This window comes from Sphingomonas sp. Leaf25 (assembly GCF_001421635.1).
Lineage (GTDB): Bacteria > Pseudomonadota > Alphaproteobacteria > Sphingomonadales > Sphingomonadaceae > Sphingomonas.
Window position 1 is genome coordinate 340,387 of record NZ_LMKU01000033.1, and the last position, 10,166, is coordinate 350,552.

Genomic DNA, 10,166 nt, shown 5'->3' on the forward strand with positions numbered 1-10,166 from the left:
TGCATCTCGTCGGTGATGATCTTCACCACGTCGGGGGCCGACGGGTTCTTGGTCTGCGTGGCGGCACTCACCGCCCCGCCCAGCTTGCGCGCGTCGAGTTCGGAGCGGGCACCATAGGCAAGGCCGCGCTTGATGCGGATTTCCTGGTTGAGCCGCGACGAGAAACCCACGCCCAGCGTCGCATTGGCGACGGCGGCGGGGAAATAGGCGGCGTCGCTGCGCGCGATCCCTGGCCGCGAGACGACGACGCCCGCCTGTCCGGCATCGGGCATGTCGACCACGATCACCCGCGGGGCGGGCGGAGCCGCTTGCGGCGCGGGCGGCGTGGTGGTGCCGGGCGCGGCGCGCCAGTCGCCGAACAATTGCTGCGCCAGCGTGGCACCCTGATCGGCGGTCAGGTCGCCGACCAGCACCAGCGTGGTCTGCGCCGGGGTCCATGTCGCGCGATAGGCGGCGGTCACGTCGGCACGGGTGATCGCCTTCAGCGTCGCGGGCGTGCCGCTGGCGGGATGGCCATAGCCCGAGGCGAAGGTGACGCGGTCGGCGATCAGGCTGGACAATTGCCCCGGATCGGTCAGCGCGACGCTGACCCCGTCGATCGTGCGGGTGCGCAGCCGGTCGATCTCGGCTTGCGCGAACGCCGGGTTGCGCGCGACATCGGCAAGGATGCCGAGCGCGGGGGCGGCCTGCGCCGACCCGACGGTCAGCGTCACGCTCTGCGAATCCCATCCGGCACCGCTCGAAATACTGCCGCCGAGCGATTCGACCGCGCGAGCGATCTCGGTCGCCGACCGGGTGGTCGTGCCCTGCGTCAGCAGTCCGGCGGCGAGTTCGGCGGTGCCGGCCCTGGTATCGCCGTCACTCGATGACCCCCCTTGCGCCACCAGTGCGGCGGTGACGATCGGCAGTCCGCGCTTCTCGACCACCACGACCCGCAGGCCGTTGGCCAGCCGCCGTTCGACCGGCACCGGAATGGCGACCGCGACCGGCGCGGCGGGGGCGGGCGGCTGGACGCGCTGGCCCTCGGGCGCGGGGGTGTGGATGGCGATGCCGGCGGGCACGGCCAGCGGCGCGGTGACGACGGTGTCGGCGATGGCGATCGTATCGCTGGTCGCGGTCGCCGGCCTGGCGCTGTCGGGCAGATAACGGATCGCCGCCGACCGGTTGTCGGCCAGCCACGTGCGGGCGACGCGCTGGACATCGGCCGGGGTGACGCGGGCGATGGCGGCTAGCGACTTGTCCGCCGCCTGCGGATCACGCTCGACGATCACGCCCTGCGCCAGCGCCGATGCCTTGCCCTCCGCCGTCTCGCGTTCGAGCAGCGCGGCGGTGGTGATCTCGTTCTTCGCCTCGCTCAACTCGGCGGCGCTGGGGGGCGTGGCGACGAGCTTGGCGATCTCGCGGCGCAGCGCCGCCTCGCCGTCCTCGACCTTCTTGCCACCCGCGAGGATGGCATAGAGTGCCAGCGTGCCCGGTCCCTGCTTGTCCTCGGCAAAGACGCCGACGTCCTGCGCGATCTGGTCGCGGTAGACGAGGCTCTGGTGCAGCCGCGAATTGTCGCCGCCCGACAGGATGGTGGTCAGCACCGCCAGCGCCGCCTGATCGGGGTGACTGGCGGGCGGGATCGGATAGCTGATGAGGACGGCGGGGAGCGGCGTATTGGCTTCATAGACCGTCCTGCTGACGGCCCGCTCGCGCACCGGCTCGGCCACGGTCACGCGCGGGATCGGGCGGGCGGGTTTGGTGATGGGCGCGAAATACTGGTCGACCCAGCGGTCCAGTTGCGCGGGATCGAAATTGCCCGCGACCACCAGCACCGCATTGTCGGGCCGGTAATAGGTCGCGTGGAACGCGCGAATGTCGTCGATCGTCGCCGCATCCAGATCGGCGATCGACCCGATGCCCGGCCGCGCATAGGGGTGCCGGCTGTACGACAGCATCGGGTAATATAGGCCGAACAGCTTGCCGTACGGCTGGGCGAGGATGCGGCTGCGCAATTCCTCCTTCACGACCTCGCGTTCCGATGCGAAGGTCTTGGGATCGACGACCAGCGTCGCCATCCGGTCGGCCTCGGCGAACAACAGCCGTTGCAGGTGGTTGGCCGGCACCACCTCGAAATAATTGGTATAGTCATCGGCGGTCGAGGCGTTGTTGTACCCCCCGACATCCTCGGTCAGCCGGTCGAGCTGCTCGGGAACAAGATTGCGCGTCGCCTTGAACATAAGATGTTCGAACATATGCGCAAAACCAGATCGCCCGGCGGGATCGTCCTTCGATCCGACGTCATACCAGACCTGGACTGACACGTTCGCGCTGGACGTGTCGCGGATGGCATAGACGCGCAGCCCGTTGGCCAGCGTACGTTCGGTATAGGCGATCGGCGGCACGGTGGCGCTCGCCGCTGCGGGGGCCGGGGCCTGCCGCGCATGGGCGGGGACAAGACAGGCGGTCGAAAGCAGCAGCGCGAGGCCGAGACGCATGGGGGCAGTTCTCCGGGCGGAAACGATGCCCCGGGGTGTGGCGCGCGGCGTGGGGAGGTGTCAACGACTATGCCTCCCCGCCACCACCGGCGGGGAGGGGTGTTCCCTCAGCCTTTCTTGCGCCCTGCATTGGCATAGAGCAGCGCTGCCGCCAGCGCCGCCGATCCGATGCCGAGCCCGACACCGATCGGCACCAGCGGCCAGTGCGACGGGCGGGCCGGGGTCTTGGCACCGGCGGTGGCATCGGCGGCACGCTTGGCATCGCGCGCGGCGGCGGCGATCTCGTTCAGTTCGGGCTTGTCGGTCATGGGGTCCTCTCCCTCTGGTTTGGGGCTCAACGCTTCTGTGCGGCGTAGCGTGCCCGGAAATCGGTGGCGAAGGCGGCCAGTGTGTCGTTCGCGATCGCGACGCGCAGATCGGCCATCAGCGCCTGATAGAAATACAGATTGTGCTCGGTCATCAGCATCGCGCCGAGAATCTCACCCGCGCGCACCAGATGATGAAGATAGGCACGGCTGAAATTGCCGCAGGTGGGGCAGGCACAGGCCGGATCAAGCGGTCCCGTATCTTCCGCGAATTTGGCGTTGCGGATGTTGATCGGCCCCTGGCGTGTGAACGCCTGCCCGGTGCGGCCCGAGCGGGTGGGGAGCACGCAGTCGAACATGTCGATACCGCGCTCGACCGCGCCGACGATGTCATCGGGCTTGCCCACGCCCATCAGATAGCGGGGCTTGTCGACCGGCAACTGGCCCGGCGCATAGTCGAGCACGCCGAACATCGCTTCCTGCCCCTCGCCGACCGCAAGGCCGCCGACCGCATAACCGTCGAAGCCGATGTCGATCAGCGCATCGGCCGAAGCTTTCCGCAAGCCTTCGTCGAGCGCGCCCTGCTGAATGCCGAACAGGGCGGCGCGGGCGGCATGGTCCTCGCTCGAATCGAAGCCGGCACGGCTGCGGCGCGCCCAACGCATCGAGCGTTCCATCGCCTTCGCCTGTACCTCGCGCGTAGAGGTCGTCGGGACCAGTTCGTCGAACGCCATGACGATGTCGGAGCCGAGCAGCCGCTGGATCTCCATCGATCGCTCGGGACTCATCAGGTGGCGGGTGCCGTCCAGATGGCTCTTGAACTCGACGCCGTCTTCCGAGCGTTTGGTCAGTTCGGACAGGCTCATCACCTGATAGCCGCCGCTGTCGGTCAGGATCGGCCGGTCCCAGCCCATGAAGGCGTGAAGGCCACCCAGTCGCGCGACCCGCTCGGCGCTGGGGCGCAGCATCAGGTGATAAGTGTTGCCGAGCAGGATGTCGGCCCCGCTCGCGCGCACGTCCTGCGGCTTCACCGCCTTGACGGTGGCGGCGGTGCCGACCGGCATGAACGCGGGCGTGCGGATGTCCCCGCGCTGCATGGCGATGGTGCCGGTGCGGGCGCGGCCCGAGGTGGCGGTGACGGTGAAAGCGAAACGCGGGGCCATAAGGCGAGCCGTCATGCCGGAGCCTTGGCCGTCTGTCGACCATTGTCGCGCCGCCAAAAGGACAGAGTCGATAGCCGAACCGATCAATCCCGGTGACGCCGCCGCCGGCACGATCGACGACGGCGAGCGCGCCGATTGTGGTGAAACCGGAAAGGTGATCGAGGGGATCGGGGGAGGTTGAGCGTCACCCCCAATCCATGACGCACCCTAGGCAGCGTGGACAAATTCCTACACAATGATGTTTGCCGGTAGGCGTTGATGTGTATGATCCTCGTATGGTGGGATCGCAGAACCTGATCCGAAGGGCATGGCGCTGGTTCGTAACACCGCCGACAACGGCCAAGCTCTGGAAAAGGGCGGCAGTGGCGCTCTGGCTGACGCCTCCCATCATGCTGTTTCCGCTGTTCCTTCCGCTGCTCGAGCCGTCCACGCTGCCAGCGATGGTGGCTGAATATTGGTTGGTATATGCGCTGTTCTTCGGCATCCCGGTCGCGTTGGGAGCTTTTTGCTGGGGACGAGCGAACCACGTAGCTCGAAGATGATTGACCCAGCAAAAGAGGATTGATTCAACGCTGCCTTTTGGAGGCAGGCTTGAGCCGGGGCGATCTTACCGAGGCAGAGTGGCCCATTCTGAAGGATTTGCTGCCGATCGAGCGCAAGAACCGGGGTTGGGGCAGACCTCCCGAACAGAACCGTTCGATCATCAACGGCATACTCTGGCGGCTTCGGTGCGGTGCGCCGTGGCGCGATGTACCGCCAAAATACGGGAGCTGGAACACCATCTATCGCCGGTTCCGGCGGTGGAGCGAGGCAGGGGTCTGGGAGATCGTGGCGGTGACGTTGGCCGAGATCATGGCGGAGACTGGCCACTACAGCATCGACAGCAGCACCGTTCGCGCCCACGTCTCGGCAGCGGGCGGAAAAGGGGGGCTCATCGACGCGCTCTTGGCCGCTCGCGGGGCGGGTTCACCAGTAAACTTCACTGCCTGGCTGATGCCCTCGGGCTGCCGCTCGCCTTCCACCTGACAGGCGGCGAGGCGGCAGACCGCAAGGCGTATGACGCCCTGATCGTCCTTCCGGAGCGCACACCAGATGCGCTGCTGGCCGACAAGGGGTACGATGCCGACGCCATCCGTGCCGACCTTGCCAAACAGAATATCAAGCCCGTTTTCCCGGTCGCTCAAACCGCCGGGTGAAGATCGAGCATGACCGGACGCTCTACAAGCAGCGCAATCGCATCGAGCGCATGTTCGGCCACCTCAAGATTAACCGCGCCATTGCCACCCGTTATGACCAACTCGCCAGCAGCTTCCTCGGCATGGTCCACCTCGCGACCGCCAGATACTGGCTCAAATTTGTCCACACCGACTAAACCGCGTCGAGCGCCTGTTCGAAATCGGCGATCAGGTCATCGGCATCCTCGACGCCGATCGAGATGCGGACCAGATTGTCGGTGATGCCCAGCGCCGCCTTGCGTGCGTCGGGCACCGACAGGTGGGTCATGCCGGCGGGATGGCTCGCCAGCGTTTCGGTGCCGCCCAGACTGACCGCCAGCTTGGCGATGGTCAGCGCGTCGAGGAAGGCGAACGCCTCCCGCTCGCCGCCCTTGAGATACAGCGAGAAGGTCGATCCGCCGCCGGTGCAGTGACGCGCGTAGATGTCGGCCTGTCGTTCCATGCCTTGGGCGTCCTTGAGGAAGCCGAGATAGCCGACCCGTTCGACCTTCGGGTGATCGCGCAGGAAGGCGCAGACCTTTTCCGCATTCTCGCCCGCGCGGCTCATGCGCAGTTCCAGCGTTTCGAGGCTGCGCAGCAGCATCCATGCGGTATTGGGGTCGCAGATCGTGCCGATGGTGTTGCGCATCGAGCGGATGGTGTTGATGTGCTCCTTGGAGCCGAGCACGCCACCCGCCACCAGATCGCTGTGGCCGCCGGCATATTTGGTGAGCGAATAGACGACCAGATCGGCACCGTGGCGGAGCGGCTGCTGCCACAGCGGCCCGAGGAAGGTATTGTCGATCGCGATCGGCGTGTCGGCGGCGTGATCGCCGAACACCGCGTCGCGGGCGGCGGCCACTGCTTCAATATCGACCAGCGCGTTGGTGGGGTTGGCCGGGCTTTCGAGGTAGATCAACGGCACGCGGCCGTCGGCCTTGCGCAGCACCGCTTCGATCTCGTCCTGCGTCGCGCCAGCGGGGAAGTCGAGATACCGGACGCCGAAGCGGCCCAGCACGCGACCGATCAGCGTTTCGGTCGCGGCATAGAGCGGCCCCGAATGGATGATCGTGTCGCCCGGCTGGACCATCGACAGGAACAGCGTGGCGATCGCCGACATGCCGCTGGAAAAGACCAGGGCGTCCTCGGCCGCTTCCCACACACCCAGCCGGTCTTCGAGGATTTCCTGATTGGGGCCGTTGAAGCGCGAATAGACGAGGCCCTCGGCCCCGCCGGGCCGCTTGCCGGTTACGCCCTCGAAATGGCGCTTGCCCGCCGCCGCACTCGGAAAGACATAGGTCGAGGTCGCGAAGATCGGCGGTTTGAGCGACCCTTCGGACAGTACCGGATCATAGCCATGGCCCATCATCAGCGTCGCGGGTTTGAGGCGACGGCCACCGATCGTGTCGACCGTCGGCTTCGGACGACGGCGCGGCGGTACGCCGGTCAGGTCGGCTTCGGTTTCGTCGGTCATTTCGAGTCTCTCCGTATTTTTACGCGAGCCTAGCGGTAGTTTCGTTGGAAACCAAATCGGGCCGCCTGATCGATCCGTCATCCCGGCGGAAGCCGGAATCCATGGATGGGGAGACGATAGCGACCGATCGCCGCCGCCCGACACAATGGATTCCGGCCTTCGCCGGAATGACGGTTCAGGCGGAAAGCCCGATCACCGACAATTGCCGCCCGTAATCCGGCTCGCCGCGATGCGTCGCGCGGCGGAAGCTGAAGAAGCGGTCGGGGTCGCCATAGGTGTCGAGTCCCATCGCCTCGACCCGGCGCACGCCCGCCATCGCCAGCCGGTGCGCGACATAGGCTTCGAGGTCGAAGCGGGCGTGGCCCGGCCGGTTCTCGGCGAAGAAGCGTTCGTTGGCGGGATCGGTGGCGCAGAAGCGTTCGGCGAAGGCGAGGTCGACCTCGTAGCTCGCCCGCGCGATGCACGGGCCGATCGCGGCGACGATGCGGTCGGGCCGCGCGCCCAGCGTCACCATCTGCGCGATCGTCGCGTCGGTGATGCCGTTCAGCGCGCCCTTCCACCCGGCATGCGCCGCGCCGACGATGCCCGCCTCGACATCGGCGAACAGCACCGGCGCGCAATCGGCGGTGACGATGCCGAGCAGGATGTCCGGCCGGTCGGTGACGAGCGCGTCGCCTTCGGGTCGCCGGTCGTCGCCATAGGCGGTCAGCACGCGGACGACCGAGGCGGAATGGGTCTGGTACAGCCCGCACAGCGCCGCGCCGGGCAGCACGGCGTCGACCGCCCGCGCGCGGTTCGCCGCCACCGCTGCCGGATCGTCGGCCGACCCCAGCCCCACGTTCAGCCCCGATACCAGCCCCTGCGACACGCCGCCCCGCCGGCCGAGGAAGCCATGCGCTACCCCGCCCAGCATCCGGGCGCGGATCACCTCGACATCGTTCATAGCACTAGCCGCATCACATGATCCTCATCGGCATGGGTGCCGACCATGAAGGCATAGTTCCCGACCCGAACGAAGCCATAGCGTTCGTAGAAGCGCCGGGCGCGGTGGTTGTCGACGAAGACCGAGAGATAGAGTTCGTCGGCACCGGTCGCCCGCGCGGTTGCCAGCACCGCTTCCATCATCCGCGCGGCAAGGCCGCTGCCGTGCCATTCGCGGCGGATATAGAATTGGCGCAGTTCGATCGGCACGCCCTGCGGCTCGAACGGCAGCGAGCGCGGACCAAGCTTGGCATAGCCGGCCGTGTCCTCGCCGGCCATCGCCAGCAGGACATGGAAGCGCGGATCGGCGAGCTCGCCCGCCCAGCTTTCGGGCGTGTGGCAGGTCAGGAAGGCGGCAAGGTCGTCCGGGCGATAGAGATCGCCGAACGTCTCGACGAAGGTGTCGCGGCCGATCGTCGCCAGCCGGGCGGCATCCTCGATCGTCGCTGCGCGCAGCACCGGCGTCATGCGAACCCCGCCGGAACCGGCCAGCCGGGCGAGGTGATCGCGATCGCCTTGAACAGACTGCCCATCTGCTCGCCGTCGACCAGCCGGTCGCGGTCGGCGCGCAAGCCATCGGCGCGTTCGGGCGATTTCGCGGAAAGCGCCTGCACCCGTGCGTCGATGCCGAGCGCACTCAGCAACGCGCCCTGTTCGACCGGACCATAGGCGACGGCGTCCTCGGCCCGCGCGGCTTCGGCCAGCGTCGCGAAATCGACATGCGCGGTCAGGTCCTGCTCGCCGGGATCGTCATAGGGGTTGACGAAGCCGTGGCCGCGCACCGCCTGCAACGTGTCGCCGATCGCCGGGCCGCTATAACCATAGTCGATCACGATCGCGCAGCCGCCCTGGGCGACGATCCGCTTGGCCAACTGGCGCATAATGGCGACGGCGGCGGGGGCGGTTTCGAGCACCGATCCGATGGGGGCGTCGCGCAGGTGCGGCGGGATGATCGGGTCGAAGCCGCGCGCGCCGACGATCGGCAGGAACAACGTATCCTGACACGCCACCAGCCGCTCGCGCCACCCCTCGGGCGTTTTGACCAGTTGCCGGATCGGCAGCGCGTCGAAGAATTCATTGGCGACGACCAGCAGCGCGCCGTCGTCGGCCACCCCGACCAGATCGAACGCCCATTCGGCGTGCGGCACCCGTTTCGCCTGTTCGGCGCGCAACGTCGGCGATGTCTCAACGAACTGGACGGGGGGCGTGCACCCCGCCGCCGCCATCGCGCGCAGCGCATCGGCGGCGAGGGTGCCGCGCCCCGGCCCCAGCTCGACATAGCGCGCCGCCGGACGACCCGCGCGATCCCATTGGTCGGCGAGCGACAGGCCGATCAGCTCGCCGAACATCTGGCTGATTTCGGGCGCGGTGGTGAAATCGCCGTTCGTGCCCAGCGGATCGCGCGTCGCATAATAATGCGCATTGGCCGCGCCCATGAACTGGGCGAGGCTGATCGGCCCGGCCAGCGTGATCGCCCGTGCCAGCCGATCGGGCAGCGCGCCTTCAGTCTCGCTCAAGCGACGCTCTCCGTCCCCGCGATCGGCTCGACGCGGACGCGGCGGCGCTTGGCGGTGGCGATCAGGTAGATGCCGCCCGCCAGCATCGGCAGCGTCAGCCACTGGCCCATGTGCAGGCCGGTCGTCTGCGCGAATTCGGTAAGCTGGGCGTCGGGTTCGCGCCAGAATTCGACGAAGAAGCGCGACAGGCCATAGCCGAGCAGGAACGTGCCGACGAGCTTGCCCGGCTGATAGCGCGCGTCGGTCTTCCAAAACAGGAACCACAGCACCGCGAACAGCACGATGCCCTCCAGCCCCGCTTCGTAGAGCTGGCTGGGATGGCGCGCCGGATCGAGGCCGCCCGCCACGGTGCGCGGGAACACGATCGCCCATGGCACGTCGCTCGGCCGGCCCCACAACTCCCCGTTCACGAAATTGGCGAGCCGGCCGAAGAACAGCCCGAACGGCGTGCAGCAGGCGACGTAATCATGCACGCGCAGCCAGTTGAGGCCGTGCTTGCGCGCCAGTAGGATGATGCCGATCATCGTGCCGATGACCCCGCCATGGAACGACATGCCGCCGTCCCACAGCCGCAGGATCTTGACGGGATCGAGAAACATCTCGGGCGCGTAGAAGATCGCATAGCCCAGCCGCCCGCCGAGGATGATGCCGAGCGTCGCGTAGAACACGAAATCGTCGGCATGCCGCCGTGCCATCGGCGCGCCGGGCTGGTCGAGCAGCTTGAGCAGATACCACCAGCCGACGAGGATGCCGGCGATATAGGCCAGCGAATACCATTTGAGCTGGAAGAAGCCGAGGTCGAGCGCGACCGGACCGATGCCGAGGTCGGCATAGCGAATATGGCCCGCGGCCATGCCGATGTCGCCGGTGGCGGCGGCGAGGGTGGATAGGATCAAGGGGCAGGCTCCGGCTGTGTCGCAGGCGTAGTATCGGGGTTGGATGCGGGAGGAAACCATTGTTACTCACCCCTCCCCGGTCGCCGGACGATCTGATAGGGCCGGGGTCATGTCGGTGCCGCCCAACCCCAAGCTT

Annotated in this window: 12 protein-coding genes; 4 read left to right on the forward strand and 8 right to left on the reverse strand. The window is 67.5% G+C overall.

Going from position 1 to position 10,166, the window contains the following annotated elements; all coding sequences use genetic code 11:
- From ASE78_RS16555 to tgt, 3 genes are all read right to left on the reverse strand, one after another.
- Positions 1-2,480: M16 family metallopeptidase (locus ASE78_RS16555; protein ID WP_235515120.1), on the reverse strand; the 2,480-nt coding region annotated here is incomplete at its 3' end.
- Positions 2,481-2,587: 107 nt separating this feature from the next.
- Positions 2,588-2,788, reverse strand: coding sequence for a hypothetical protein (locus tag ASE78_RS16560; protein ID WP_056498594.1), 201 nt, complete (start codon positions 2,786-2,788; stop codon positions 2,588-2,590).
- Between the two features lie 26 nt (positions 2,789-2,814).
- The gene (gene tgt, locus ASE78_RS16565) at positions 2,815-3,948 is read right to left on the reverse strand and encodes a tRNA guanosine(34) transglycosylase Tgt (protein WP_056498596.1); all 1,134 of its coding nucleotides are present in this window, start codon (positions 3,946-3,948) and stop codon (positions 2,815-2,817) included.
- A gap of 275 nt (positions 3,949-4,223) precedes the next feature.
- Here tgt and ASE78_RS18830 point away from each other — a divergent pair, with 275 nt between their 5' ends.
- The 4 genes from ASE78_RS18830 to ASE78_RS19695 all read left to right on the forward strand — a co-directional run bounded on the left by ASE78_RS18830 (position 4,224) and on the right by ASE78_RS19695 (position 5,320).
- A complete protein-coding gene (locus ASE78_RS18830) occupies positions 4,224-4,490 on the forward strand; it encodes a hypothetical protein (RefSeq protein ID WP_156351538.1) in 267 nt (88 codons plus the stop codon).
- Positions 4,491-4,587: 97 nt separating this feature from the next.
- The gene (locus tag ASE78_RS19685; protein ID WP_235515143.1) at positions 4,588-4,974 is read left to right on the forward strand and encodes a transposase; all 387 of its coding nucleotides are present in this window, start codon (positions 4,588-4,590) and stop codon (positions 4,972-4,974) included.
- On the forward strand, positions 4,953-5,144 hold the full coding sequence (locus ASE78_RS19690; RefSeq protein ID WP_235515144.1) for a transposase: 192 nt from the start codon (positions 4,953-4,955) through the stop codon (positions 5,142-5,144). The genes ASE78_RS19685 and ASE78_RS19690 overlap by 22 nt, the downstream gene beginning before the upstream one ends.
- Positions 5,141-5,320, forward strand: coding sequence for a transposase (locus ASE78_RS19695; RefSeq protein ID WP_235515122.1), 180 nt, complete (start codon positions 5,141-5,143; stop codon positions 5,318-5,320). The genes ASE78_RS19690 and ASE78_RS19695 overlap by 4 nt, the downstream gene beginning before the upstream one ends.
- Here ASE78_RS19695 and ASE78_RS16580 read toward each other — a convergent pair.
- The 5 genes from ASE78_RS16580 to lgt all read right to left on the reverse strand — a co-directional run bounded on the left by ASE78_RS16580 (position 5,317) and on the right by lgt (position 10,030).
- Positions 5,317-6,636, reverse strand: coding sequence for a cystathionine gamma-synthase family protein (locus ASE78_RS16580; RefSeq protein WP_056498600.1), 1,320 nt, complete (start codon positions 6,634-6,636; stop codon positions 5,317-5,319). The two genes, ASE78_RS19695 and ASE78_RS16580, sit on opposite strands and share 4 nt — an antisense overlap.
- A 175-nt stretch (positions 6,637-6,811) precedes the next feature.
- Entirely contained in the window at positions 6,812-7,579 is a 768-nt protein-coding gene (pgeF, locus tag ASE78_RS16585; protein WP_056498602.1) for a peptidoglycan editing factor PgeF, read from the reverse strand.
- Positions 7,576-8,085, reverse strand: a complete 510-nt coding sequence (locus ASE78_RS16590; protein WP_056498604.1) for a GNAT family N-acetyltransferase — start codon at positions 8,083-8,085, stop codon at positions 7,576-7,578. Before ASE78_RS16590 ends, pgeF begins: the two co-directional genes overlap by 4 nt.
- The gene (locus ASE78_RS16595; protein WP_056498606.1) at positions 8,082-9,134 is read right to left on the reverse strand and encodes a class I SAM-dependent methyltransferase; all 1,053 of its coding nucleotides are present in this window, start codon (positions 9,132-9,134) and stop codon (positions 8,082-8,084) included. The genes ASE78_RS16590 and ASE78_RS16595 overlap by 4 nt, the downstream gene beginning before the upstream one ends.
- Positions 9,131-10,030: a prolipoprotein diacylglyceryl transferase gene (gene lgt / locus ASE78_RS16600; RefSeq protein WP_414887057.1), complete on the reverse strand. Its 900-nt coding sequence runs from the start codon at positions 10,028-10,030 to the stop codon at positions 9,131-9,133. Before lgt ends, ASE78_RS16595 begins: the two co-directional genes overlap by 4 nt.
- Positions 10,031-10,166 lie beyond the last annotated feature (136 nt).